We start from the raw sequence: 24,560 nt of genomic DNA on the forward strand, positions 1-24,560 counted from the left end.
GGAGGGCATGAGTTATCCCATTATTCGCCTGAAACCGAAAACTGATGCTAAAGCGATCCGCTTTGGGTTCCCATGGGTCTATTCTGATCAGCTTGTGACGGACCGCCGGACAAAGGCTCTTGTGCCCGGCACGATTACGGAACTTCAGGATGCGGACCGCACCTTTTTGGGGATTGCGGCGCTCAACGGACGCTCCAAGATCATGGCGCGTGTTCTGGATAGGAATCCAAAAGCTGTTGTGGATCAGGAGTGGCTGACCGCACGTATTAAGCGCGCCGTGGACCTGCGTGAGCGCCTGTATGATACCCCTTACTATCGGCTGATCCATGCAGAGGCGGACGGGTTGCCGGGTGTGATCGTTGATCAGTTTGGCGATGCCCTTGTTGTCCAACCCAATGCGGCTTGGGCTGATGTCCGATTGGCTGATCTTGAGATGGCGTTGGTTTCAGTCACGGGCTGCCGTACCGTCATCAAGAACGCCAGCGGTCGGGCGCGTAGCTTGGAAGGGCTGGACGAGAACAGCGTGGTTCTGCGTGGGGGGTAGATGCCCCAATTCCGGTGCTCATGAATGGCGCGACTTATATGGCTGACGTGATTGGTGGGCAGAAGACGGGGCTGTTTTACGATCAGCGCCCTAACCATGAATTTGCGGCCAGATTGGCCAAGGACGCACGTGTGCTTGATGTGTTTTCCCATGTTGGGGGATTCTCGCTTGCTGCTTTGGCAGGTGGTGCAACGCAGGCCCTAGCTGTGGATGGATCCGAGGCTGCATTGTCGCTGGCCGAGGCAGGAGCTGCCGCAATGGGGGCCAGCGGCCGATTGACAACCCGCAAGGGTGATGCTTTCAAAACGATGGAGGCCTTGGTTGAAGAAGGCGCTCAATTTGATCTTGTGATTGCTGATCCGCCTGCCTTTGCGCCGAACAAACAAGCGTTGGAAAATGGCCTCAGGGCCTATGCCCGGGTGGCATCTCTGGCTGCTCGGCTGGTTGCGCCGGGGGGATATCTTGGCCTTTGTTCATGTTCTCATGCTGCAGATATCAGCAAGTTCCGGCAAGCGTCGATACGTGGGATCGGCAAAGGCGGGCGCGCTCCGCAACTTCTTTATACAGGTGGTGCGGGGCCAGATCATCCGACACATCCCCATTTGGCGGAAAGCGGTTATCTCAAAGTATTGTTCTTCCGGCTCGACTGATGCGGGTTCTGCTGGATGCCTGTGTTTTGTACCCGACGGTGCTGCGGGAAATCCTGCTTGGTGTCGCCGGGCAAGGGCTTTTCACCCCGCTTTGGTCCGAACGTATTTTAGAAGAATGGGCACGCGCTGCCCGCAAGATTGGCCCCACTGGCGAGATGCAGGCCCGTGCCGAGATTGCTTTGTTGCGCGCTGGGTGGCCTTCTGCTGTGATTATCCCACGGGATGGTGATATGGCGCGGTTGTGGTTGCCGGACGAGAATGACGTGCATGTTTTGGCGGCTGCCATTGCGGGATCGGCGGATGTCATTCTGACGTTCAACGCGAAGGATTTCCCCCGCGCGACTTTGCGCGATGAAGGGCTGGACCGTGACAGCCCCGATGCGTTTCTTATGAACCTATGGCTACAGTCGCCGGAAGTTATAGCCTTGGTAGTTTGTAAGGTTCATGCAGAGGCACAGCGCCTTTTTGATGGAACAATACCGCAACGCGATCTTCTGAAACGTGCACGCCTTCCTCGGTTGGGTAAGGCTTTGTTATAAAGCTATAAATTATTGATCTGAGTATAATGGGCAGCATTTTGCCTATGCCTCGTTTTTAAGACAATCCTGGAAAATATTTGCTTTAGTTGATGAATTAAATCTAATAGTTTGAAATTGTGTATTTAATTAAAGGAACACATAAATGAAAACTTCAAGTGATAAAGCTATTTCAGCTACGGAGATGGCTGATGTGCTTTTCGGTCTTCCAGGCAATGATATTATCGACGGCTTGGCAGGTAATGATGTCATTTTTGGTAAGGATGGCGATGATGCTTTAAGCGGCGGCGCTGGATCTGATGTACTTTTCGGCGGGGAAGGTAATGACACGCTGGATGGTGGCGAAGATAGTGATGTTCTTTTCGGCGGCGCAGGTAACGATATCCTTATTGGCGGTGTTGGAGAGGCGAGTGATGTCCTTTTTGGAGGTGCCGGAAACGATACTATAGATGACGGTTTGGGCGATGATATCGTCTTTGGCGGTGCCGGTGATGATGTTTTTGTCTCTGCTGCGGAAGCATCAGGTGGCTTGAGCGAAAACGGGGAAATTGGTGGCTTCGGAAATGATATACTTTTCGGCGGCGCAGGGAATGACAGATTTCTGATCGGTTTCGGTGATGATACTATGCATGGTGGGACCGGCGATGACACTTTCCAGTATGTCGCTGGGCAAATCGGGTCTAACACCATTTATGGTGGGGCTGGTGACGACTCTCTTGTAATCGTTGATAACCCTGCTGCACCTGGGCTTGTAACGATCGAATATGATGAAAACGACGCTACATCAGGTGAGGTTCTGTTTGCTGGTGAAGTTGTGATCGAATTTACAGGTCTTGAAAATATTGATATTATTGCACTGTAAGCGATGTTGCAGTTTGTCGTTAAATTCGATTTTGTAATAGACAGAATGTGACTTGCACAAAGTCAGCACTAAATTCCCCGTCCCAACATACTGGGGTGGGGTTTTCTTTACAGATACAACACTATTTCAAATACATGAGCACATAAGAGATTTGGTAGTCTGATATTTTTTGCTCAAAAAATTAACGCCCTATTATAGTAGTTCCCCACTTCGCCTCATTCGCTTCGATTGCTGCGATGCGTTCGGCTGATTTGGGGTGACTTAGGAACCAGGCAGGGGGTCCACTGCCTGTGCTGGCGGTCAGGCTTTCCAACTTATTGAAAAGGGATTTCTGGGGTTCGGTGCCGATCCCCGCCTTGGTCAGCAGAGCAGACGCATAGGCGTCCGCCTCATATTCGTCCTGACGTGATAGGCGGGCGGCCAGCATCGTGGCCAGCATATTGGCAAGCCAGACACCCACGCCGGGGATGAAACGGCCGAGCATCGAAGCCAGCGCAATGCGAATTGCGTTCTGGCCTGAAAAATCAATCATGCGGCGACGGGAATGGCCCAGTGCCACATGCCCCAGCTCATGGGCGATGACGCTGGCCATTTCTTCTGCGCTGACCTCGCCCGCTTTGTATTTGTTGAAAAACCCGCGTGTAATGAAGATGCGACCGTCTGGTGCGGCAAGACCGTTGACCGGTTCGATCTCATAGACATGGACGCGGATCTGCGGTAGGTCGAGCGCATTGGCCATGTCTTCGTTCAGCCGTTCAAGCTCTGCGTCTTGCAGAACAGTTGACTGGTTGTCCAATTGCTTGGCCGTTCTCCAGGCCGAGAATTTATACATGACCAACCCGTAAAGGATTGTCAGCAGGATAGGGGACAGTTTGAGCATATTGAGAATATGGGGGCACGGAACGCATTGGGCAAATAAAAACAAAGCCCGCTCCGAAAATTATCCGGTCTACGCAAGACGGTGTGGTGTCAGGTTATCAATATCTATGCTGTTCATGATATGCAGCATGGTGATTTTGGACAGGTTTTGAGAAGAGGCGCTTGCGTTCGTTCCTTAGCGGCTAAGCGTCTTCATGCCCCGTTCAAGGCCGCTCAGGGTCATCGGCACCATACGATCTGCCCCGAAAATTTCCTGTATCATGGCAATTGATTGTGTGTAGCGCCAGTACCGTTCGTCCAACGGATTTATCCACAGATGATCTGGCCATTGCTCGCGCGCCCGGGTCAGCCACACCTGACCTGCCTCGGGGTTCATATGTTCATTTGCGCCACCGGGATAGGCGATCTCGTATGGGGACATAGAGGCATCGCCGACAAAAATGCATTTATAGTCGGACCCGTAAGTGCGCAACACATCCCAAGTCGGTGTTTGCTCGCTCCAGCGGCGTTGGTTGTCTTTCCAGACACCTTCGTAAAGGCAGTTGTGGAAGTAGAAATGCTCAAGATGTTTGAATTCGGATTTGGCGGCGCTGAATAGTTCTTCAACCAACTTGATATGTGGATCCATTGAACCGCCGACGTCAAGAAACAGCAGCACTTTGACGGCATTGCGTCGTTCTGGGCGGGTGATCACGTCCAGATATCCATGCTCGGCCGTGGACCGAATTGTATTGTTTAGGTCCAGCTCTTCGGTTGCGCCGTCCCGCGCCCAACGACGCAGGCGTTTCAGCGCGACTTTTATGTTGCGCGTTCCCAGTTCTACGCTGTCGTCAAGGTTGCGAAATTCGCGCTTGTCCCACACTTTAACGGCACGCTGATGGCGGCTTTCTGATTGGCCGATGCGCACGCCTTCGGGATTGTAGCCATAGGCACCGAAGGGTGAGGTTCCGGCGGTGCCGATCCATTTATTGCCGCCCTGATGACGCGCTTTCTGTTCCTCAAGTCGTTTCTTTAGGGTTTCCATCAATTTGTCGAACCCACCAAGGGCCTCGATTTCGGTTTTTTCTTCTTCGGTCAGGGTTTTCTCGGCAAGTTTGCGCAGCCAGTCCTCAGGCAGCTCAATTGCTTTGACGACTTCGTCAAACGAGACGTCTTCAAGCCCTTTGAAGGTAGCTGCGAATGCCTGATCAAAACGGTCCAGATGTCTTTCGTCTTTCACCATGATTGCGCGGGCCAGATAGTAGAACCCGTCGATATCATAGGTGACAAGACCTGCGTGCACGCCATCCAGAAACGCCAGATATTCCCGCAAGGACACCGGAATTTTGACGGCGCGCAGCGTGTCAAAGAATGGCAGGAACATTGTTTAGCCTACGGCGCTGCGCGCCAGAAAAATTGCGACGAACAGACCAATCAGACCGAAGAGGACACCATAGCCAAACGCATATTGCGCGATATCAAGAACCTGCCCATCACGACGCTTGGCGATGACGCTACCCAGCACAGCGCCTATAATGAAACCGATAAATGGTGCCACGCGTCAGCCTCTCTTTGCTGGGGTGAGCGCTTGGATTTCCGCCAGTCTCGCCCGCACATTCTTATCTGAGCCAAACCCATATTGCCCCCAAGCCAGCCCGTCCAGCCGCACAGCCCTAGCCTGTTCTGTCTTGCCGGACAGGTCCAGTGCTTCGGCCTTGATCATTAGCAGAGTGGCAAGAAGCGCTGCATTCTGAGAACTGCGGGCGGCAGGCAAGGCATCATCCACAATTCGGATTGCAACATCAGACTGCCCAGAGGAGAGTGCAAAGGCAGACATTTGAGTCGCCACATGGGCTGTCTGCACGGATTTGCCGTAAAGCCCATTGTAAAGCGCGCTTGCTTGCAGGAAGGCTGCAATGGATGTCTGGGCGTTAGTACTAAGCGTCACGCGACCTTGCACAAACAGGCTAAAGGCCAGGCGATTGTCAGTCCAACCCTCGCGTTTGGCGATATTAACTGCTTTGGCTGCGTAGGTTGCACGCTTTGCGGGACTTGAATTGATTGCGAGTGCTGCCGAAATCGCCTTGTTCCACGCGCGTGGAGTTTGCGAATGCGGGCGGGCAGCGGCAGAGTTTCCGCGTGGATTAAGCCGTGCCAAAACACCAGGCAGAACCGAAGCGACCTGACCACGGTTCATACCGTTGCGGATTTCTGGGCTGTAATAGGCCCGCAGGATCAACATATCGAAACCGGTCAGAACCGTGTGGAAGTTGTCATCGTTGAACGTACTGTCAGGCAAGCGGTACAGATCATTCAGTGGACCTAGCGCTTGCGCAATTTCCTCATGCAGACAATCGCGCACTTCCTGTGGGCTGACATCTTTTGGAATGATGACTGTTGCCAACTTACGTTCCGTCAGCTTGGCCCAATCGGTTGTGCCACGCCCACGGGTGCGCTTGAACTCTTTCCAGCCGCTGACATTGGGCACAACAAAACAGGCAGCCTGTGGTACTGCGCGTTGCAATGTCTTGCGCGTTACCGCTTGCACAATGATATTTGGTGTTTCCCCAGACCGTGCCCGAGAGATGTCGATGCGCGCCTCGCGGCGCAAACGGGCCAGAAGCTGATTGAGGTCTTTTTCAAGACTTCTGGGGGCACCTGATGTAACCGCGACCTTGATTGGGCCCTCAAATTTTGTCAGCCGGGGCAGTTTTCGACCGCTTTCCATCATAAAAGACAGATCAAGAAAATCCTGCATAATCTCGGAATTTGGCCTGATAGCAGGCTGTGTTCGCCCACTGGCGAAGGTTTTCATCGGGGGCAGACGGTCCACCAGAGGTCCACTGCGTTTGGTTGTTTCCGGGGCCGGTGTACAGGCTGCCAGGAAACATAGAATCAGAACAAGGTAACGTATCATCAGGCGTTTATAGCCGGTTGTACTTAATAAATGGAGTAACTTGTCCAATGCGGTCATAAAGGTTTCGTGCTGTGGCGTTAAAGTCCTGCGTTAACCAATACACAGATGGGGAATTCTGCTGGTCAGCCTCTGCATAAACGCCCTCGACCAAGGCGCGTCCAACACCCTTACCGCGTATGTCCGGGTCCGCGTAAAGGTCTTGTAGATAACAGACTTTTTCGATTTTCCAGCAATGACGATGAAATAGAAAATGCGTCAGACCCACAGGGCGCCCATCATATTCAGCAATCAGACACCTGAAATCCTGCGGATCATCGCCGAGAAGGCGCTGAAATGTTGTCTCATAGACGTTTTCGGGCACTGTGGTCTCATAAAACGTCAGATAATCGGTCCATAAACGTCGCCATGCGGGTTCATCTTCCGGGCTCAGCGGTCGAATAACAACGCTCATCTTTGATTGCGCGCCATGAAGGCAAGGCGTTCGAACAGATGCACGTCCTGTTCATTCTTCAAAAGCGCCCCGTGCAGCTTGGGCAAAGCATTAACGCCATCGCGTTTCAGGTCTTCGGGGCTCAGATCCTCGGCCAATAGCAATTTGAGCCAATCCAGCACTTCGGATGTAGATGGCTTCTTTTTAAGGCCAGGGGTGTCACGAATTTCGTAGAACTGCGTCAGGGCGGTGCTTAAAAGCTGCTCCTTCAGGCCGGGATGATGAACCTCGACGATCTGTTTCATCGTGTCCATGTCCGGGAAGCGGATATAGTGGAAGAAACATCGGCGCAGGAAAGCGTCGGGCAACTCCTTTTCGTTATTCGACGTGATGATCACAATTGGACGCTGGTGCGCTTTGATAGTTTCACCCGTCTCGTAGACGTGGAACTCCATCCGGTCGAGCTCTTGCAGAAGGTCATTGGGGAATTCGATATCGGCCTTGTCGATTTCATCAATCAGCAGGACAGTTTTTGCTTCTGCTTCAAACGCTTGCCATAGTTTTCCTTTGCGGATGTAGTTCTTTACGTCATTCACGCGGGCGTCCCCGAGCTGGCTGTCGCGCAGACGGCTGACCGCGTCATATTCATAGAGGCCCTGCTGAGCCTTGGTGGTGGATTTGATATGCCACTCGATCATTCGCAGCCCCAGCGCGTCAGAGATCTGCCTTGCAAGTTCTGTTTTTCCGGTGCCGGGTTCGCCCTTAACCAGCAAAGGCCGCTCCAGCGCGACGGCGGCGTTGACGGCCACAGTCAGGTCATCTGGAGCGATGTAGGATTTGGTACCGTTAAATTGCATAAAAATCAGACCTCTGTGTTGTGCAGTTGATCATCTTCAAGAAGTGATCCAGATAACAGTCATAACGTGCCTTATCTGCGTGACAAGGGGGTGGCATTCGGTTAGAGCATGCGTGGGAAACACAGGATGCCCGACGTGTTTGAGTCGTCTTCGGGTCACGGTATCCCGTGTATAGTATAGTTGAGGGAGTAGGGATGAAAGCCGAAGTGTTTCTACCTGATGACTATCGTCCAGCGGAAGATGAACCTTTCATGAACGACCGCCAGACAGAATATTTTCGCCGCAAGCTTCTGGATTGGAAGCACTCCATTCTAGAGGAAACGGCGTCCACCATTGAAGGCATGAAAGACGGGACGCGTAATATTCCCGACATTGCCGACAGGGCCAGTGAGGAAACTGATCGTGCGCTGGAACTTCGCACACGGGATCGGGAACGCAAACTTATCGCCAAAATCGACAGTGCTTTGCGCCGGATTGAAATTGGGGAATACGGGTATTGCGAAGAAACCGGGGATCCGATTTCGCTGAAACGCCTTGATGCCCGTCCGATTGCAACGCTTAGCCTTGAAGCGCAAGAACGTCATGAGCGGCGCGAGAAAGTGCATCGCGACGATTGAGCCTGATAATAGTGAACATCACAAATGCCGGGCCATTGGTCCGGCTTTTGTAATTCAGGGGCGGTAATCCATGGCAACATTTGCACTGGCGGTCTTCTTGCTGCTGATCACTCCGGGGCCAGGCGTTTTGTCTATCGCGGGTGTCGGGGCCGCCTTTGGGTTTCGCGCGGGGCTGCGCTATCTGGCTGGGCTGTTTATCGGGACAAATCTTGTTGCACTGGCCGTTGTCAGCGGTCTGGCCGCTTTGGTGCTGGCCAACCCTGTGATCCGCAAAGTGCTGTTCGTAGCCTCGACATTCTATCTGCTCTACCTTGCGTGGCGTATTGCTTTTGCTGGCAGTCGTGTTGCGTTTATAGAAGCGCAAAGCCAGCCCGGTATCGGTGCCGGGCTTTTGCTGCAGGCGATTAATCCCAAAGCCTATGCGGTCAACACGGCCCTGTTTTCAGGGTTTGTCATCTTCCCTGATGCGTTGACTGTGGAAGTGGTGGTGAAATTTCTGATCGTCAACGCAATCTGGGTGCCTATCCATCTTCTTTGGCTCTGGATGGGTGGGGTGATCAAGCGGTTGAACCTGCCGCAGAAGATTCAGCGGGTCATCAATATCACGATGGCCCTTGCGCTGGTGGGTGTGGTCGCGCTGGCGATTATTGCGGCGTTTTAAACGGCCAGATCGACCCAAACAGGGACATGATCCGATGGTTTCTCGCGGCCGCGAATTTCAGCGTCGATTTTGCAGTCGCGCATAAGGTCAGCACATTGGGGTGTCATCAGAAAATGGTCGATGCGGATGCCGTCATTACGGTTCCAGGCACCCGCCTGATAATCCCAAAAGCTGAATTGTTCGGGCAGTTGATTGCAGGCGCGGAAGGCTTCGGTGAAGCCGAGGTTCAGGATGCGGCGGTAGGCGGCGCGGCTTTCCAACCTGTAGAGCGCATCATCCGTCCAGGCTTCGGGGCGTTTGGCGTCCTCGGGCTGTGGGATGATGTTGTAATCGCCGGCCATCAGGGCGGGCATCTCGTCAGACAGAAGCTGTTGTGCGCGGGAATATAAACGCTCCATCCATGCAAGTTTATAGTTGTATTTTGGCCCCGGTGCAGGGTTGCCGTTGGGCAGATACAACCCGCACACTCGGATCGCTGTATCGCCAACTACAGTTGCTTCGATCCAACGGGCCTGTTCGTCAGTCTCATCGCCGGGTAGGCCTCGCGCGATATCCTCAAGGGGCAGTTTTGACAGAATGGCGACGCCGTTGAACCCTTTCTGCCCATGGGTTTCGACATTGTACCCCTTGTCTTCGAAGATTTCGCGCGGGAAGGCCTCGTCCACGGATTTGATCTCTTGCAGGAGCGCCACATCGGGCTGCGCTTCGTCCAGCCAGTCTGACAAAGCGTTTATGCGCGCCTTGATGCCGTTGATGTTGAATGTGGCGATTTTCATGTGCGGCCCCCGGCGCTGCTTTGGACCTCAGTTTTGACTGATGCATATCTCATGCGCAAGCGGTGTTAGACCGGCCGCGATAAGCCAGAGGCTATCGAGCTCCCGTAGCTTGGCAGGATCAATCTGGTCCAAATGTTGCCAATAGCGCCCGGAGGGGATTTGATAATCCAGATCAGCTTCCATACGAAGTGCAGCTTGCGCCGCTGTTTCGTCAAAACCCATTTTGGGCGTTGTAAGGTCGGACTGTGTTGTGCGGGGGTATGGCAGGCGGCTGGGCTGGTCAGAGAGGTTTGCTACGCGACAGCCCTGTTGGACGGCAAACCAGGCGAGACGCGCGGCCTTCGCCTCCAGCGATTGCAGGGTCGGGTCATCGCGCAATGGATCCGCTGTGCCAGTGCCGTAGAAGTGAGTTTTGCGCGCCTTGGGGTAGACCATATCGCAGCCGAAATAGGCGAGTGTCGATGGCTTGTGCCGGTGCAAGGCCCAATATCCGGCCGTGAATGCCATAGTCCCGCCTGCATAAACGAAACCGCCGTAATTGTTTTGCGCCTCTACGTATTGATCCGCTGCGACACAGGTTTGGGTGGGGGCGATCCTGTCAGGCAGACGATCTTTTGGGAAATCTTCCGGGTAGATCAGGCTGTCCCAGTCGGGACGGACCTGCCAAGCGTTGTTAATCGCAAGGATATGAACGAACCCGCGGCGGGACCAGTCACGGCAATTCAGCACGTTCGGGCCACTGCCCAATATCAGAATACATGTCATGCCAACCCCAAGTTACGAAACCCAATAATAGGCCGCGGTTTCTCGAAGGCAAAAGCGGGGCGCCCAACCCCTAGCGCTGCCCGTAATACAGGCCAACCGTATGTTCGGCTTCCGCGAAGAAAAGCCAGCGTGTTGCAAGAACACCGACCACGTGGATGACAATGCCGATCCCGGCCAGAACATGGTTAAAAGGCAGCATGCCAACCAGTACCCAAGGGATCATGCTGAGGCAGACCACACCAATAATTCGCAAGGTTTTGGAATGTTTGCGTCCGACAACATGGACCATTTCCTTAAGCAGGTAATTGGTGCCGGAATGAGGGGACTCGAACAGGCGAACCTTGCCCATATTTCCCAGCCCGGTCGCTGTTTCTATCGTGCTACCAGCCTCTTTGAAGCGTTTGTCGCCAGCAATCCATGCCAGAAGCTGTGCTGCCCCAAGTACCAGTAGCAACGGGGCCGCCAGTGTTACCTGACCTGCCATAAACGCGCCCCCGGTGATGGCATATCCCATAAACAGGGCAGGGGTGGTCCAGTGGTTCCACCGTGGTACGGTCTTGAGCTGACCATAGATCATAGATGTGGCAAAGATCGTCGCCAAGCATAGAACGGAGCCGATCAGCCCTAACACCCCGATTTTTGTGTCAAAGAAGACCACGCCGATTGCATAAAGTCCCATCACAACAAGAGCTGCCACCGATAGGCAGGCCTCGCGCGACAGCCAGCTGCTTTTCCATTGGGTAAAAGCTTTAAGGGCGCGTTGTGGATTGCCTAAGTGGAATGAAGAGGCGATCAACCCGCCAACGGCCATAGCATAGGCGATAAGGAAGAAGATGAAGGCGGTGAAGCCCGAGACATCCGGTTTGCCAAGCCCAAGAAATGTCAGCAGACCGAAGCCTAGGCCGCTGAAAACGGTGAAGAAAATGATGGATGGTGCGGGATGCATTCAGAGTTTCTCCAGCGTTTTGTCAAGCCAGCCCAAGAAGCCCTTTGGCTCTGCGGCGACAGGTTCGAGGAAGGGGGCGAGGATGTCGATGTCCTCATCCTTGGGGCGGGGGGTAGGTATTTATTGACGGGTTTGGTGCCTTGTTCGGGCATCAGGTCCATACCACCGCGGTCTGCGACAAGCTTGGACACATCTGAGTTTTCATCGCCCAAATCGCCGAAGTGCCGCGCGCCAGCGGGACATGTGCGCACGCAGGCAGGCTGGCGGTCTTCTTCGGGAAGGTTTTCGTTATAGATGCGGTCTACACAGAGGGTGCATTTCTTCATAACACCCTCGGCTTGATCCAATTCCCGTGCGCCGTAGGGGCAGGCCCATGCACATAGGCCGCAGCCGATACAATCGCTTTCATTGACAAGCACGATGCCATCTTCAACACGCTTGTAGCTGGCCCCGGTAGGGCAGACGGTGACACAAGGAGCGTCCTCGCAATGCAGACAGGATTTCGGGAAATGCACGGTTTGGGCGGGCCCTTGTTCTGGCATTACCTCGTAGGAATGCACACGGTTGAGAAACGTGCCGACCGGGTCTGCGCCGTAAGGGTTTTGATCTGACAGAGGTGCGCCGTAGTTCTCGGTGTTCCAGCCCTTGCAGGACACCACGCAGGCGTGGCAACCGACACAGGTGTCGAGGTCGATGACAAGGCCGAGCTTCTTTTGTGTTGTTGCGGGCAATTGGGTCATGTCTGTGCCTCTTGCATCTGTTGCAGCCTCCGGCGGGAGTATTTTGGAAACAATGATAGGGTCATTTTTCCACCTTCCATTCCAGATGATCCGGTCCTTGGCCTACTGGCGATTTCTGTGCCGGAATATTGGGTTGGGTTTGCACATCCGCGGGCGCGTCGGTTTTTTCGACGCGGACCTTGAGATCGAACCATGCGGCTTGGCCGGTGATAGGGTCAGAATTGGCCCACCGTAACCCGTCGCCTTTTGCTGGCAGTAGCTCGTGGATCAAGTGGTTCAGCAGGAAGCCTTTGGTGGTTTCAGGCGCGTCGTCCTCCAAGGCCCAAGCGCCTTTGCGTTTGCCGATGGCGTTCCATGTCCAGACGGTGTTGGCATTCAAGGCAGCCTGCAGGGCCACGGGCACGGTGATTTCACCATGGGGTGAGGTCACTTTTGCCCAGTCGCCATCTTGGAACCCGTTCTCATCCCATATTTTCTTGGAGACGTAGAGCGGGTTGTGGCCGTGGATTTGGCGCAGCCATGCGTTTTGTGACCCCCAGGAGTGGTACATCGCCATTGGGCGTTGCGTCAGTGCGGTGATGGGGAAGTCTGCCGCCTTGTTGTCGTCCTCATTGGAATACCAGATCGGCAGCGGGTCCATCGTGGTCTTGATACGCTCGCGCAGATGCTCGGGCGGCTGACGAGTGCCGTGGCCTTCGGCTGCAAGCTGGAACTTACGCATGGGTTCCACGTAGAGGTTGAATACATAAGGCTGGGGTTTGTCGAAGAAAGACATCTTCACCGCCCAGTCCTGATAGTTCATGTTCCAGGGCTTGTAATAGGTGGCGTCCTCGGGGACGTGCTCCATCCAGAAACCGCCATTCTCGATGTAGCGATCCAGTTGCGCAGGGTTACTTTCACCGCGCCCGTGATCTTCACCATTGCCACGGAACCCAGCCAAAGGTCCGACGCCGGGGCGGCGGATGTGGTTGGTGATGTAGTCGGCGTAATCTTTGTATTTTTGGGTGCCGTCCTCGTTCACGAAACCGGGCAGGCCGAGACGACCGCCAAGGTCACACAGCGCGGATTGGAATCCTTTGACGTCGCGGTCAGGCTCGACCACGGGCCAGCGGATGGCATCAGCCACTGCGTCGGCCTCGCAGATGGGGCGGTCCAGAAGGCTGATGCAGTCGTGACGCTCCAGATAGGTGGTGTCGGGCAGGATCAGGTCGGCATAGGCTACCATTTCAGAGCTGTATGCGTCCGAGTAAATGATGTTGGGGATGACGTAATTGCCGTCAGCGTCCTTGTCCGTCAGCATGTCGATCACGCCGCGCGTGTTCATGGAGCTATTCCACGACATATTGGCCATATACATAAACAGCGTGTCGATTTTGTAGGGTACACCGGCATGGGCGTTAGAAATCACCATGTGCATCATCCCATGGCTCGACATGGGGTTTTCCCAAGTGAAGGCCTTGTCGATGCGGGCGGGGGAGCCGTCTTCCTTCAGGCACAGATCGTCAGGGCCATGAGTGAAGCCAAGGTGTGGCCCATCGAGGGCTTGACCGGGTGTTACACCATAATGCGGCTTTGGATGTGCCTCTGGTGGTTTGGGGTAGGGTGGCTTGAAGCGCATACCGCCCGGGGTTTCGACGCTGCCAAGGATGATTTGCAACAGGTGCAGCGCGCGGCAGGTCTGGAAGCCGTTGGCATGGGCCGAGATACCGCGCATCGCATGGAAGCTGACGGGGCGGCCGACGAATTTGTTGTGCTTATGGCCGCGGAAATCGGTCCACTCCTGATCAATTTCGATGGCCTGGTTGAACGCAACATCTGCCAGTTCTGCCGCGATACGTTTGATGCGGTGGGCGGTGATGCCGGTACGTTTGGTTACGGCTTCGGGCGCGTAGGCGGGGTCGAGATATTTCTCGGCCATGTGCTGGAAGACAGAGCGATGGGTGACGCCAGCCTCGCGAAGGCTGCCTGCGAGGTCCGGTTTGACGCCGGTGCCGTCATAGGCCGCTGGTTTACCGGTGGCGCGGTCTATGACCATCAGCTTGTTATCTGCGTCACGCATCAGCAGGCCGAAATCCTCGGACTTCTCGTCGCCATTGACCAGAACCGGTGCGTTGGTGAACTGTGCCAGATAGTCGAGATCGAGTTTGCCTGCTTTGAACAGCTCATGCACCAGCGCAAGAATAAACAGCCCGTCGGTGCCCGGCGTAATACCGACCCATTCATCGGCGATGGCGTTATAACCGGAACGCACAGGGTTGACGCCGATAACCTTTGCACCCCGGCCTTTCATCTTGCCCAGACCCATCTTGATCGGGTTTGAATCGTGATCCTCGGCCACGCCAAAGATCATCAGCATTTTGGTGCGGTCCCAATCGGGTTGACCAAATTCCCAAAACGCACCGCCCATCGTGTAGATACCGGCCGCAGCCATATTGACCGAGCAGAAGCCGCCATGGGCCGCGTAATTAGGTGTGCCGAAACCTTGTGCCCAAAGCGAGGTGAAGCTTTGCGACTGGTCGCGGCCAGTGAAAAACGCCAGTTTCTCTGGGGCCGTTTCGCGCACTGGCTTGAGGATGCCGACCGCTATGTCATAAGCCTCTTCCCATGTGATCTCTTCGAATTCGCCGGAGCCGCGTGGACCAGTGCGTTTCAGAGGCGCTTTCAGCCGCGATGGGGCGTTGTGCTGCATAATTCCAGCAGAGCCTTTGGCGCAGAGCACACCCTGATTGACCGGATGATCCCGATTGCCTTCGATATAGGCAACCTTCCCGTCTTTCATGTGGACGTTGATCCCGCAACGGCAGGCGCACATGTAGCAGGTGGTTTTGCGAACCTCGTCACTGACTTTCGGTGACAGGTTCAGGTCAGGCTGGTGATGCGTCATCGTCTCCCCCTCGATAAGCTTTGTATATCTAGCCTACCCGAGCCGGGCTTGGCGAGTGAAATTATATGTTCTTTTGAGATATTCGGTCTCATTTTACAGACCCATCCGGATGATGCCAAGGGATGCAAGGCCAACGAGCAAGGACAAGCAAAAAGGCCGGTAGTAGATTTCCCACTTTGGGACAAAAAGCGTTTTACCAAGGATCACGCCGGCCGCTGTGGGAACGGCCAGAACCAGACCACAGGAAACCGTATGCTGTGTCATCAAGCCATAGAGCGTAAGGTAGACCGCGGTGGCGAGTGAAGACAGGAACAGAAACATTACCAGACTGGCGCGCATGATGCGGGCAGGGGCGTTCTGGCTGAGCACATAGAGTGCGACGACCATGCCACCGACTGAAGCCAGCCCGGTGACGATGCCAGCGGTCAGGCCGGACCCGTAAAGGCCGGGTTTGGTGGCAAGGAATGGCAACTTGAGTTTGGTCAGTTGGATGGCGGCGAGGGTCAGCACAACGATCAATGCGATAAGTTTTGACGTCTCGACCGGGACTGATGTGGTCAGCGCAAGACCGATCGGCACGCCAATGACCGACCCCAGCACAAGGCCTGTGACAATCCTGCGGTCAGCTTCCTTTATGCCGCCTCGTACCATCAGCAGAGACGCGGTCATTTCCAGAAACCAGCAGATCGGGATCAATTGCGCAGGTGGAATGATTATAACAGCGGTGGCCATGACGAGGGCAGACAAGGCAAAGCCCGAGAAGCCCCTGACCAAACCTGCGGCGAAACAGATAAAGATCAGGACAGTCAAATCGCCCGAGCTAAGGCCGGTGATCTGGCTGAGATTATCCATATTCAGCTTTGCCCTACCGTGATCGCGGCAAGGGCTGCGGATGCAAGCCGGGCCGCAGGTGGATCAGCGCGAGAGGTCAAAAGGATTGGCACTTTGGCCCCCATAACGATGCCCGCTGCACATCCGCCAGCCAGATAGACTACAGATTTGAACAAAGCGTTGCCCGAGACGATGTCAGGCACGATGATAGCATCGGCCTGACCTGCGACTGGGTCGTCGGTTAATCCTTTGGTTGCAACGGCCTCGGGCGACAGGATCAGGTCGAGTGCCAGCGGACCCGAGAAAGATGCATTGTCGATATTCGCTCTGGCCCATGTGGTCAGCTCTTCCGCCTCAACTGAACTGGGAACCGAGGGGATCACAGACTCAGTCGCCGAAAGATAGGCCACTTTGGGATGCGGATTGCCAAGCCTATGCAGCAGCTTGACCACTTCGCGGCTGGCATCCTGACGTGTTTCAAGGTTTGGGTCCACATTCACGGCCCCGTCCGAGATGACAAGGGGCTTGCCCCCGTCGGGGTGGGTGATGTGGAACACATGTACAAGACGATTGCCCGTGCGCAAGCCTGCGTCGCGGTTCAGGGCTGATTTCATGAAGACATCTGTATGCAGCTGACCTTTCATCATCACATCTGCACGGCCTTCACCGCAAGCAAAGGCGGCGGCTTTACCGGCTTCTGCTTCGCCCTCGGCTTCGATCAGTTCGAACCCCGAGATGTCCCAGTCCAGCTTTTCGGCCTCAGCTTCAATCAAGGCACGTTCGCCGGTGAAGACAGGCACCATAATGCCAGCCTCGGTTGCATCCTGCGCGGCTTCCATTGGCAAAGCCGAGCCAGCGCGGGCAATAGCAACACGAGGCGCGCCAGCCTTGCGTGCCATGTCGATCAGGTTTTGCGGGCAAACAGCTTCGCGCGAGGACAGAAAGGGGGTGTGCGTCATGGTCATACTTTCCCTTGAGGTGATGAGTTTGGAGCATCCAGAGGTATCATTGCGACAACCACGCAAGACCTGCCAGAACAAAAATGGCGATGAAAATGGTTTCGGCCACGATCAGAGCGATTGCCTGACCACCAACTTCGAAAATTCGTTTGAGCGACGTTTTCATGCCCACAGCCGCAATCGAAGTCAGAAGCGCCCATCGCGACGCCTCGCTCATTGCGTCGATGACGATTGTGGGCAAAGCACCTGCGGAATTCATGGCGGCGAAGACAAGAAACATAATGACGAAGAAGGGTATAATCGGTGGACGTGTGCCGCTGAGCTCTGTCTCATCGGCATAGCGACGCACGGCAAGTGCAATAATAAGCACAACGGGTGCCAGCATCGTTACCCGGATCAGCTTGACCAACGTTGCAATCTCGCCGGTTTCTTGCGATACCGAAAAGCCAGCGCCGACCACTTGGGCCACATCATGGATTGTGCCGCCCAGAAACACACCTGTGGCACGGTGGTCCAGCTCAAGCGTTGTCGTCACAATCGGGTAGATCACCATGGCAAGCGTGCTGAGCACGGTTACGCTGAGAACAGTGAAAATCAAGTTGCGCTCAGAATGTTCATTTTTGGGAAGTACGGCGGATATGGCCATTGCTGCCGAGGCACCACAAATAGCGACCGAGCCACCTGTTAACAGCCCGAACCGCCAGCCGCGGCCCAGAATTTTTGCGCCCAGAAAGCCTATGCCAATTGTCAGAAGAACCCCAAGGACAACCAATGCAATCAGGTTAAAGCCAAGCCCGACGATCAGTTCGGCACTGATCCGAGCACCAAGCAGTGCGACACCAATACGAAGAACCGTGCGGGCGGTGAACTCGATCCCGGCCACGCATTTGCCCTCTTCGGCAAGGAAATGGAAGGCGATGCCAAGCAATAAAGCCATCAGCATTGCGGGTGCGCCATAATGCTCGGACAGGTATTTGGCGGCAGCCGCCAAGACCGCAGCCATCATGAAGCCGGGCCACATCTTTTGTGTAAACTCAGATATGCCTTGGGGCGACAGTGCTGGCAACCTGTGCATCCTTCTCTGTCGTGCAGGGCAAAAGGTGTTGGCTAGGAAACAGGCCGCCAAAGCGGCCTGTTCAATTGTCGTATCAGCAGATTATTCGGCAGCCATATCGGTCGCGCTGATGCCAGCCACAGGGGCGGGCTTTTTCATTGCGTCGCGGCGGAAGGGTTCCCCCAGTTCCTGATTAAGAACAATTTCGATGAAGGTGGTGACACCGTCATTCATTTGTTCTTTGACAGCTGTGTTCAGAGCATCGGTCAGCTGGTCCATCGACGTGACTTGAACGCCTTTCAAACCACATGCATCTGCGATTTTGGCATAGTTCACGCCAAGGTTAAGCTCTGTCCCGACGAAGTTGTCATCGAACCACAGGGTTGTGTTGCGCTTTTCAGCGCCCCATTGGTAGTTGCGGAAGATGATCATTGTGATCGGAGGCCAATCATTGCGGCCGCAAGCTGTCATCTCGTTCATCGAGATGCCGAATGCACCGTCACCAGCAAAGCCTACAACCGGCACATCGGGTTTACCGATCTTGGCGCCAAGGATGGCTGGCAGGCCATAGCCGCAAGGGCCGAACAGACCGGGTGCCAGATACTTGCGGCCTTCCTCAAAGGTTGGATAAGCATTGCCGATAGCGCAGTTGTTGCCGATGTCGGAGGAAATAATCGCCTCTTTCGGCAGAGCCGCCTGAATGGCACGCCATGCTTGACGGGGTGACATACGCTCTGGCTCACGATTGCGGGCGCGCTCGTTCCAGTTGGTGCCCGGATCGTCTTCTTCGTGATCCATGGAGGACAACTGTTGCAGCCACTTGGATTTGGTGTCCGCGATAAGTGCCTTGCGGTCCGCACGACCTGCATCGCCAGCCCCATCTGACAGTTTTGCCAGCAATTGTTCTGCAACTTTTTTGGCGTCGCCCTGAATGCCCACACTGACTTTCTTAGTCAGGCCGATCCGGTCAGAATTGATGTCGACCTGAATGATTTTCGCATCTTTTGGCCAGTAATCAATGCCGTAACCCGGCAGTGTCGAGAACGGGTTAAGACGTGTGCCAAGGGCCAGAACCACATCGGCCTTTGCAATCAGTTCCATCGCGGCTTTGGAACCGTTATAGCCAAGTGGTCCGACAGAAAGCGGGTGCGAGCCGGGGAAAGCGTCATTGTGCTGATAACCGCAGCATACAGGTGCATCCAGCGCTTCGGCCAGTTTGGCAGAGGCAGGGATCGCGCCGCCGATGACCACGCCAGCACCGTTCAGAATGACCGGGAATTTCGCGTTGGACAGAAGCTCGGCAGCTTCAGTGATGGCCTCTTCGCCACCGGCAGGACGCTCAAGGCGGACGATCTGAGGCAGCTCAATGTCGACGACCTGCGTCCAGTAATCCCGTGGGATGTTGATCTGAGCAGGGGCAGAGCCACGGATGGCTTTTTCAATCACGCGGTTCAGCACTTCGGCCATGCGAGATGGATCGCGAACTTCTTCCTGATAGCAAACCATATCTTCGAACAGTTTCATCTGCTCGATTTCCTGAAAGCCGCCCTGACCAATGGTCTTGTTCGCGGCTTGTGGTGTGACCAATAGAAGCGGCGTGTGGTTCCAATAGGCCGTTTTCACAGGTGTAACGAAGTTGGTAATGCCGGGGCCGTTTTGCGCGATCATCATCGACATTTTGCCGGTCACGCGGGTATAGCCATCGGCGCTCATCCCGGCGTTGCATTCATGGGCGCAGTCCCAGAATTTGATGCCAGCAGCAGGGAAAAGGTCAGAAATTGGCATCATGGCAGAGCCGATGATCCCGAAAGCGTGTCTGATGCCATGCATCTGGAGTGTTTTTACGAAGGCTTCTTCGGTCGTCATTTTCATTGCAGTTCTCCCAATAAATGCAGAACGCAGCGGCCGGAAAGTGTGCTGCTATCTAGGGGTTGATATGTTGGATTGCGATTCCGTGTTATAACCAAAATATTGCGCCGATATATCCAGATTGAATTCAACTGTGCAAGCTGGGTCGGTTGAAATGTCGCAGTTTGCACGCGGCTAAGCGGTTATAATCGAGTTCAATTTGTCAACCTTGGCTGATCGTATTTACCAGATGGAGCTTTGTATTTTGTAGCGATGCCATATGCATTAGCTTCCGCTTATCTAGGGCCTGGCTTCCTTGTGTCCCATGACATCAAACTCGCTCACTACTGCTTCAATGCGTCAGCAATCAGGGCTACACCGGGGGCAATATGCGGGGTGGTGATCGACGAGTAAGCCAGCCGGTAATGGCTTTTGGTGCGGTTTTCCCGTTCGCAAAAGGCCGGGCCAGGTTCGATCAAAACGCTACGCTCGCGCAGTTTTTCCGCTAATAGTTCCACATCCACCCCGTCCGGAGCCTTCATCCACAGGCTGGACCCACCGAATGTGCCGCTGCCTGCGACTTCCAACCCGTGTTCGCGCAAGGCGTTGTCCATCGCCCTGCGTCTGTCATGGAGTGCGTTACGGAGACGTCGGATCATCGTGTCATAGTGGCCAAGTGACAGGAAATATGCTGCGGTGCGCTGTATATGGCCGGGCGGGTGGCGCAAAACGGTCGAGCGGAGGGCGCGGGCCTCGCGGATAAACGGCGCGGGGCCAACCAGATAGCCCAGTCGTAAGCCGGGGAACAGAGATTTCGAGAACGAGCCGATGTAGATCACCCGGCCCTCTGAATCCAATGATTTCAGCGCGGGAGAGGGCGGTTTGAGAAACGACATTTCGAATTCATAATCGTCTTCCACCACCAGAAAATCATCTTGCGTCGCGCGTTTCAATAACTCTTGCCGACGTTCAATTGGCATGGTTGCTGTTGTCGGGCACTGATGGCTGGGCGTGGTGAAGACCACGTCTGTTTCTGGTGGAATCTGGTCCGGTGGCAGGCCGTCGCCATCCACGGGGATTGTGATCCGATGACAACGGGATTGGCGCAGGATCGAGCGCAGGCCGGGATAGCAGGGGTCTTCATGGGCGGCGGTCCGGCGTTGGGTCAGCAACACCTGTGCGGTCAACCAAAGCGCGTTCTGTGCGCCGAGTGTGATCAGGATTTCATCCGGATTTGCCAGAATGCCGCGACGAGGCAAGGTATTGCGGGCGATGAATTCCAGCAATTGCGGGTCATCGCGGTCCACTTGATCAGCCGTCAGGCTGTCGAAATCCCGTTGCCCCAGCGCACGCACCGCACAAAGTCGCCAGTTCTGCCTGTCAAACAGGGATGGATCGACCTGACCATAAAGAAACGGGTATTTGTAACGCCGCCAATCAAGTGGTTTTTCGAGTTGCAGGCTCCCGGAAAAGCGTGTGCCGATTGCGCGTGACCAATCCACCGTATCGCCGGATTTGCGTGACGTGACTTGCGGAGGTTCAGGCGCGTTCGCAGAGACATAATAGCCCGAACGCCCTTCCGAACTGAGATAGTCATCGGCCATCAGCTCATTATACGCCAGCGTCACCGTGATGCGACTGACTCCAAGATGCTGCGCCAATTTGCGCGACGAGGGCAGCTTTTCCCCCGGACGGAATCGCCCCGACAGGATGCCGCCCGCCACCATTTGCTGGATTTGTTGTTGAAGGGTCCCCTCGAAAACAGGGTCGAGGAAAAAGGTTTCTACGGCGATAGGCATGAAACTGGCCTTATTGGGTTCAGTTTCTGGATATGCGAAATTTGCGTGTCTGGAAAGTGCGATATGCGCCCGCGCTTTTTATTTATCCTCGCGCTTATAGCGTTGACCCCGGTAGTAGTAATATTGCCCTTCATCGTCGTCGGTTTTTTTCACCTCGACTTCTTTGGCGTATTCCTTTCCGCGGTAGAAATACTTTTGAAGGATCGTTTGCTTCTCCTTCGGAGCGGGTTCTTCAACCTGTCCCTCACTTGGTTCCGACGCAACAGCAAGTACAGGCATCTGATCCGGGTTCAGCTCAGACTTATCTTTGATATTCTCGCCGATCATTACCACGATAAACGATATATTGTCCTGCGCTGGATCGTTGAGGTTCAGCAACGCATCAAGCAGCGCATCTGTGATCTGTGCGCTCGTTGTGTTCTGGAATTTCTTGAGTGTATTTGCGATCTCTTCATTGCTTAGAAACTGTATCCCATCACTTGCCGCGACGATAATATCGCCCGGCAACAGTTTGATTGGCGTGTCGGGGCAGTCAATTTCTGCAATTTCATTGCCATCGACAACGGACAGCAATGTGTTGCTGTCTGGATGGTTTATAGCAGCTTCCGGGGCGAGCGCACCGGTTTTGACCATCAGCTCAATCTGCGGAACCATCGAATGGTCTTTGTTCAGCATTCTTAGTGCGCCATCGCGGAACAACAACAACGGTGAATCGCCAATCGATATCCATGACAGTCTGTTGCCGCTAAACACAGGCGCAAGAAGCGTGCTGCCCATTCCTTTGGTGGAAGGTTCTTGCTTTACATGCGCAGCAATACGCACATTCGCATGTTCAGCCGCATCACGCAGGATTAATGGCAATACGTCCGAGCCGTCCTCAAGGCTGCTGGCATTCATTTGAAAATGTGCAAAAACCTCAGCAGCAACAAGCGCGCTTGCAATATCCCCGGCTGCGTGTCCGCCCATACCATCAGCCAAAATAGCAAAGCCATAGTTCTGACCGAAGGCAAAGCCGGAAATCAGCGTATCTTCCTGATAATCCCGTCCACCTTTGTTCGCTGCCGTGGCAACGTCAAAATACAAAGTGTTCAGGTCGGATGGTGTATTGTCTGACATCGTAAGAAGCTCCATACGTGGAAACTCAGCCGTTTCGGCACTGTCGGAGCCATATAGGTTTCATGCGACATTTTTCGAATTTCCATACTCTTTATTCACACTATAAATCTTTCTATTCCCGAGTTATCTAAGTTTGCAATGAAAAACGGGTTGGGATTTTATTTTGATAAATTATGACAAAAGAGCGGTTTAAATCCACTAAATCCATCATTGCCATGTTGCTTGCAGAGATCGCTTAAAAAGTGAGCGGAAAAAATTCGTGAGCGCTATATTTTTGTGCGGCTTGGCCTGTCTAAGTCCGGTATGTTTAATGAAAAATAGCCCCCGAAGAACGGGGGCTATGCTTTGATTGTGATTTTGCTTTGAGGTCTAGCCCAGAACGCGACCCATCGCCTGATCAATTGCATCAGTGATCTGATCGATATCATCAGCGGTCGCGATCAAAGCAGGGCTGAGGCAGATCGTATTGTTCAGGCCCGGAAGGGAACGATTGGTGGCACCAATCACGACACCTTGTTGCATACAATCTGCCACGATGGCTTGAACCTTTTTCTCGTCCATCGGCTCTTTTGTGCTGCGGTCTGTGACAAGCTCTGCCCCGCAGAACAAGCCTTTACCGCGCACGTCACCGATAGCGATGTGTTTCTCTGCCAGTGCATTGAGATTGTCGACAAGGCGTGCGCCCATTTGCTTGGTATTTTCGAGCAGATTCTCATCCTCGATGATCCGCATATTTTCAATCGCGGCAGCTGGGCCCGCAGTGCAGCCGCCGAACGTGGATATATCGCGGAAGTAGCTTAGCGGATCGTTTACATCATCCTTGAACATGTCGAACACGTCTTCTGTCGTGACGCAGCATGAAATTGCGGCATAACCGGAGGCCACACCTTTCGCCATGGTCACAAAATCAGGCTTGATGCCATAATTCTGATACCCAAACCAAGTGCCGGTTCGCCCCACACCGCAGACAACTTCGTCAATGTGAAGCAGTATATCGTATTTTGCACAAATCTCTTGCACAGTTTCCCAATAACCTTCCGGGGGCGTGATAACACCGCCGCCTGCGGTTACGGGTTCCAGGCACAGACCGCCAACAGTGTCCGGGCCTTCGCGTAGTATAACCTCTTCAATGGCCTTTGCTGCGTGTACGCCATACCCTTCTTCGCAAGCGCCATATTGGTTGCGGTATTCCAAACAATGGGGAACCTGCACGAAGCCTGGTGTATAAGGGCCATAAAGCGCATTGCGTTCCGGCTGACCGCCCGCGCTGAGTGTTGTGATGGTTGTGCCATGGTAATCACGCTCGCGGAACAGGATTTTGTGTTTCTTGCCGCCATATTTCTTATGGGCAATCTGGCGGATCATTTTGAAGGCTTTCTCATTCGCCTCAGAACCGGAATTCGCATAGTAAACGCGGGACATACCCGGCATTTTCTCGATTAGTTTTTCACTGAATATTGCACCAGGAACCGATCCTGCGGTGCCACCGAAAAAATTCATCTTGACCAGTTGATCGCGCACTGCATTTGCAATGCTTTCACGTCCGTAGCCGACATTAACAGTCCAGACCCCGCCGGACACAGCATCGATATGTTCTTTACCTTTCTGGTCCCAGACGCGCATGCCCTTGCCTTCGACAATGATACGCGGTTCCCCGGTCTCAAAAGGTTTATGCTGGATCAGGTGATGCCAGACATGAGCGCGATCCGCCTCGACGATACCGCTAAGATCATTGCTTTGCAGAGTGCCATCCATGGTTGTCTTCCAATCTGTGACTAGGGTTGAGCGGGGTATGCTCGCGAATCCGGCGGACATACCTTTGTAACTAAATTAAGAAGCTGCATACAGATTAGCCAACTAATAGGGCCAAAAAGTCAAATAGGATATATCCAGATGTAAGATATTTTCAG

General features: G+C 54.2%; 21 protein-coding genes and 2 pseudogenes. 5 read left to right on the forward strand and 18 right to left on the reverse strand.

All coding sequences use genetic code 11. The annotated features are described in order from the left end of the window. Positions 1–7: 7 nt before the first annotated feature. The 3 genes and pseudogenes from ACZ1HF_RS00680 (at position 8) to ACZ1HF_RS00690 (ending at position 2,592) form a co-directional block, all read left to right on the forward strand. Positions 8–1,194: pseudogene (locus ACZ1HF_RS00680) on the forward strand (RSP_2647 family RNA methyltransferase). Next, positions 1,194–1,733 (forward strand): RSP_2648 family PIN domain-containing protein, encoded by a 540-nt coding sequence (locus ACZ1HF_RS00685; RefSeq protein WP_472655700.1) that lies wholly within the window; start codon positions 1,194–1,196, stop codon positions 1,731–1,733. The pseudogene ACZ1HF_RS00680 and the gene ACZ1HF_RS00685 overlap by 1 nt, the downstream one beginning before the upstream one ends. A 142-nt stretch (positions 1,734–1,875) precedes the next feature. Then, a complete protein-coding gene (locus ACZ1HF_RS00690) occupies positions 1,876–2,592 on the forward strand; it encodes a calcium-binding protein (protein WP_472655701.1) in 717 nt (238 codons plus the stop codon). A 181-nt stretch (positions 2,593–2,773) separates the two neighbouring features. Here the strand turns inward: ACZ1HF_RS00690 and ACZ1HF_RS00695 are convergent, their stop codons facing one another. The 6 genes from ACZ1HF_RS00695 to ACZ1HF_RS00720 all read right to left on the reverse strand — a co-directional run bounded on the left by ACZ1HF_RS00695 (position 2,774) and on the right by ACZ1HF_RS00720 (position 7,654). Continuing rightward, on the reverse strand, positions 2,774–3,472 hold the full coding sequence (locus ACZ1HF_RS00695; protein ID WP_472658943.1) for a M48 family metallopeptidase: 699 nt from the start codon (positions 3,470–3,472) through the stop codon (positions 2,774–2,776). Between the two features lie 174 nt (positions 3,473–3,646). Continuing rightward, the gene (locus ACZ1HF_RS00700; protein ID WP_472655702.1) at positions 3,647–4,834 is read right to left on the reverse strand and encodes a vWA domain-containing protein; all 1,188 of its coding nucleotides are present in this window, start codon (positions 4,832–4,834) and stop codon (positions 3,647–3,649) included. A gap of 3 nt (positions 4,835–4,837) precedes the next feature. Then, positions 4,838–5,008 (reverse strand): hypothetical protein, encoded by a 171-nt coding sequence (locus ACZ1HF_RS00705; protein WP_472655703.1) that lies wholly within the window; start codon positions 5,006–5,008, stop codon positions 4,838–4,840. A gap of 3 nt (positions 5,009–5,011) precedes the next feature. After that, positions 5,012–6,367, reverse strand: a complete 1,356-nt coding sequence (locus tag ACZ1HF_RS00710; RefSeq protein WP_472655704.1) for a DUF2927 domain-containing protein — start codon at positions 6,365–6,367, stop codon at positions 5,012–5,014. Positions 6,368–6,374: 7 nt separating this feature from the next. Continuing rightward, positions 6,375–6,818 carry a GNAT family N-acetyltransferase gene (locus ACZ1HF_RS00715; protein ID WP_472655705.1) on the reverse strand — a complete coding sequence of 148 codons (444 nt, stop codon included), beginning with the start codon at positions 6,816–6,818 and terminating at the stop codon, positions 6,375–6,377. Next, entirely contained in the window at positions 6,815–7,654 is an 840-nt protein-coding gene (locus tag ACZ1HF_RS00720) for an AAA family ATPase (RefSeq protein WP_472655706.1), read from the reverse strand. Before ACZ1HF_RS00720 ends, ACZ1HF_RS00715 begins: the two co-directional genes overlap by 4 nt. Positions 7,655–7,848: 194 nt before the next feature. Here ACZ1HF_RS00720 and dksA point away from each other — a divergent pair, with 194 nt between their 5' ends. Then, positions 7,849–8,271 carry an RNA polymerase-binding protein DksA gene (dksA, locus tag ACZ1HF_RS00725; protein ID WP_472655707.1) on the forward strand — a complete coding sequence of 141 codons (423 nt, stop codon included), beginning with the start codon at positions 7,849–7,851 and terminating at the stop codon, positions 8,269–8,271. Positions 8,272–8,341: 70 nt separating this feature from the next. Next, complete coding sequence (locus tag ACZ1HF_RS00730) at positions 8,342–8,932, forward strand: LysE family translocator (RefSeq protein WP_472655708.1); 591 nt, start codon at positions 8,342–8,344, stop codon at positions 8,930–8,932. Here the strand turns inward: ACZ1HF_RS00730 and xth are convergent. The 12 genes and pseudogenes from xth to ACZ1HF_RS00790 all read right to left on the reverse strand — a co-directional run bounded on the left by xth (position 8,929) and on the right by ACZ1HF_RS00790 (position 24,405). Then, complete coding sequence (xth, locus tag ACZ1HF_RS00735) at positions 8,929–9,708, reverse strand: exodeoxyribonuclease III (RefSeq protein WP_472655709.1); 780 nt, start codon at positions 9,706–9,708, stop codon at positions 8,929–8,931. The genes ACZ1HF_RS00730 and xth overlap by 4 nt on opposite strands. A gap of 27 nt (positions 9,709–9,735) precedes the next feature. Next, positions 9,736–10,473 carry a hypothetical protein gene (locus tag ACZ1HF_RS00740; protein ID WP_472655710.1) on the reverse strand — a complete coding sequence of 246 codons (738 nt, stop codon included), beginning with the start codon at positions 10,471–10,473 and terminating at the stop codon, positions 9,736–9,738. Positions 10,474–10,543: 70 nt separating this feature from the next. Next, a complete protein-coding gene (locus tag ACZ1HF_RS00745) occupies positions 10,544–11,419 on the reverse strand; it encodes a dimethyl sulfoxide reductase anchor subunit family protein (protein WP_472655711.1) in 876 nt (291 codons plus the stop codon). Continuing rightward, a pseudogene (locus ACZ1HF_RS00750) lies at positions 11,420–12,159 on the reverse strand (4Fe-4S dicluster domain-containing protein). Positions 12,160–12,220: 61 nt separating this feature from the next. Beyond that, a complete protein-coding gene (locus ACZ1HF_RS00755; RefSeq protein ID WP_472655712.1) occupies positions 12,221–15,043 on the reverse strand; it encodes a molybdopterin oxidoreductase family protein in 2,823 nt (940 codons plus the stop codon). 93 nt (positions 15,044–15,136) lie between these two features. Next, on the reverse strand, positions 15,137–15,895 hold the full coding sequence (locus ACZ1HF_RS00760; RefSeq protein ID WP_472655713.1) for a sulfite exporter TauE/SafE family protein: 759 nt from the start codon (positions 15,893–15,895) through the stop codon (positions 15,137–15,139). Between the two features lie 2 nt (positions 15,896–15,897). Beyond that, positions 15,898–16,833 (reverse strand): phosphate acyltransferase, encoded by a 936-nt coding sequence (locus ACZ1HF_RS00765; protein WP_472655714.1) that lies wholly within the window; start codon positions 16,831–16,833, stop codon positions 15,898–15,900. Between the two features lie 46 nt (positions 16,834–16,879). Then, positions 16,880–17,839 (reverse strand): YeiH family protein, encoded by a 960-nt coding sequence (locus tag ACZ1HF_RS00770; RefSeq protein ID WP_472655715.1) that lies wholly within the window; start codon positions 17,837–17,839, stop codon positions 16,880–16,882. Between the two features lie 150 nt (positions 17,840–17,989). Next, positions 17,990–19,759 (reverse strand): sulfoacetaldehyde acetyltransferase, encoded by a 1,770-nt coding sequence (xsc, locus tag ACZ1HF_RS00775; protein ID WP_472655716.1) that lies wholly within the window; start codon positions 19,757–19,759, stop codon positions 17,990–17,992. Positions 19,760–20,079: 320 nt separating this feature from the next. Then, positions 20,080–21,534 carry a MocR-like pyridoxine biosynthesis transcription factor PdxR gene (gene pdxR / locus ACZ1HF_RS00780; protein ID WP_472655717.1) on the reverse strand — a complete coding sequence of 485 codons (1,455 nt, stop codon included), beginning with the start codon at positions 21,532–21,534 and terminating at the stop codon, positions 20,080–20,082. Between the two features lie 78 nt (positions 21,535–21,612). Beyond that, entirely contained in the window at positions 21,613–22,650 is a 1,038-nt protein-coding gene (locus ACZ1HF_RS00785) for a PP2C family protein-serine/threonine phosphatase (RefSeq protein WP_472655718.1), read from the reverse strand. Between the two features lie 369 nt (positions 22,651–23,019). Then, positions 23,020–24,405 carry an aminotransferase family protein gene (locus ACZ1HF_RS00790; RefSeq protein ID WP_472655719.1) on the reverse strand — a complete coding sequence of 462 codons (1,386 nt, stop codon included), beginning with the start codon at positions 24,403–24,405 and terminating at the stop codon, positions 23,020–23,022. Between the last annotated feature and the right edge of the window lie 155 nt (positions 24,406–24,560).

It is taken from the genome of Litoreibacter sp. GN1-5, from assembly GCF_055693805.1.

What these genes read in the sequence shown, in the direction of transcription:
- ACZ1HF_RS00695 (WP_472658943.1), bottom strand. Translation starts at nt 3,472, where the DNA reads ATGCTCAAACTGTCCCCTATCCTGCTGACAATCCTTTACGGGTTGGTC.
- ACZ1HF_RS00715 (WP_472655705.1), bottom strand. Translation starts at nt 6,818, where the DNA reads ATGAGCGTTGTTATTCGACCGCTGAGCCCGGAAGATGAACCCGCATGG.
- ACZ1HF_RS00745 (WP_472655711.1), bottom strand. Translation starts at nt 11,419, where the DNA reads ATGCATCCCGCACCATCCATCATTTTCTTCACCGTTTTCAGCGGCCTA.
- xth (WP_472655709.1), bottom strand. Translation starts at nt 9,708, where the DNA reads ATGAAAATCGCCACATTCAACATCAACGGCATCAAGGCGCGCATAAAC.
- ACZ1HF_RS00710 (WP_472655704.1), bottom strand. Translation starts at nt 6,367, where the DNA reads ATGATACGTTACCTTGTTCTGATTCTATGTTTCCTGGCAGCCTGTACA.
- ACZ1HF_RS00765 (WP_472655714.1), bottom strand. Translation starts at nt 16,833, where the DNA reads ATGACGCACACCCCCTTTCTGTCCTCGCGCGAAGCTGTTTGCCCGCAA.
- dksA (WP_472655707.1), top strand. Translation starts at nt 7,849, where the DNA reads ATGAAAGCCGAAGTGTTTCTACCTGATGACTATCGTCCAGCGGAAGAT.
- ACZ1HF_RS00740 (WP_472655710.1), bottom strand. Translation starts at nt 10,473, where the DNA reads ATGACATGTATTCTGATATTGGGCAGTGGCCCGAACGTGCTGAATTGC.
- ACZ1HF_RS00790 (WP_472655719.1), bottom strand. Translation starts at nt 24,405, where the DNA reads ATGGATGGCACTCTGCAAAGCAATGATCTTAGCGGTATCGTCGAGGCG.
- ACZ1HF_RS00770 (WP_472655715.1), bottom strand. Translation starts at nt 17,839, where the DNA reads ATGATGGCTGCGGTCTTGGCGGCTGCCGCCAAATACCTGTCCGAGCAT.
- ACZ1HF_RS00755 (WP_472655712.1), bottom strand. Translation starts at nt 15,043, where the DNA reads ATGACGCATCACCAGCCTGACCTGAACCTGTCACCGAAAGTCAGTGAC.
- ACZ1HF_RS00690 (WP_472655701.1), top strand. Translation starts at nt 1,876, where the DNA reads ATGAAAACTTCAAGTGATAAAGCTATTTCAGCTACGGAGATGGCTGAT.
- ACZ1HF_RS00760 (WP_472655713.1), bottom strand. Translation starts at nt 15,895, where the DNA reads ATGGATAATCTCAGCCAGATCACCGGCCTTAGCTCGGGCGATTTGACT.
- ACZ1HF_RS00730 (WP_472655708.1), top strand. Translation starts at nt 8,342, where the DNA reads ATGGCAACATTTGCACTGGCGGTCTTCTTGCTGCTGATCACTCCGGGG.
- ACZ1HF_RS00785 (WP_472655718.1), bottom strand. Translation starts at nt 22,650, where the DNA reads ATGTCAGACAATACACCATCCGACCTGAACACTTTGTATTTTGACGTT.
- ACZ1HF_RS00700 (WP_472655702.1), bottom strand. Translation starts at nt 4,834, where the DNA reads ATGTTCCTGCCATTCTTTGACACGCTGCGCGCCGTCAAAATTCCGGTG.
- ACZ1HF_RS00685 (WP_472655700.1), top strand. Translation starts at nt 1,194, where the DNA reads ATGCGGGTTCTGCTGGATGCCTGTGTTTTGTACCCGACGGTGCTGCGG.
- xsc (WP_472655716.1), bottom strand. Translation starts at nt 19,759, where the DNA reads ATGAAAATGACGACCGAAGAAGCCTTCGTAAAAACACTCCAGATGCAT.
- pdxR (WP_472655717.1), bottom strand. Translation starts at nt 21,534, where the DNA reads ATGCCTATCGCCGTAGAAACCTTTTTCCTCGACCCTGTTTTCGAGGGG.
- ACZ1HF_RS00720 (WP_472655706.1), bottom strand. Translation starts at nt 7,654, where the DNA reads ATGCAATTTAACGGTACCAAATCCTACATCGCTCCAGATGACCTGACT.